Annotated in this window: 1 protein-coding gene; it reads right to left on the reverse strand. The window is 47.2% G+C overall.

Annotated features, from left to right (window positions below; all coding sequences use genetic code 11):
- Positions 1 to 390 (reverse strand): hypothetical protein (locus tag WEIDD23_RS13900; protein ID WP_197458905.1); only part of this gene is annotated, 390 nt, incomplete at both ends.

Consider the following 390-nt stretch of genomic DNA (forward strand, 5'->3'; position numbering starts at 1 on the left):
TGGCGACCATCGTATCAACAGCCGTTTGAACCTTCTTGATTGCTTCTTCAATCTTCGTCTGGGTACCGTCAGCAATCGCTTGCTTCAAGCCGTCAACCGTCAACTTAACTTCGTCATCAAGATTAACGTTTGGTTGGGCTTTGTCGATTTCCTTATTTCCGTCGTCAACTGCAGCTTGGCGCTTTTGCTCAACAATCGCAATATCATCCGCCAACTTTTGACGAGCATCAGTAATGGCCTTTTGCGTTGCGGCTGCGTTATCAGCTGCTGTCAAATCGTTCAATGCCGCAATGTCGTCGTTAATGGCCTTTGTATCTTGATCAGTATACTTGGCAACATTCTTAGGGTCCGTCCAGGCAGCAACATCTTGCTTACCAGCCGTCTTTGCTT

It is taken from the genome of Weissella sp. DD23, from assembly GCF_001579105.1.
Taxonomy (GTDB): domain Bacteria; phylum Bacillota; class Bacilli; order Lactobacillales; family Lactobacillaceae; genus Weissella; species Weissella cibaria.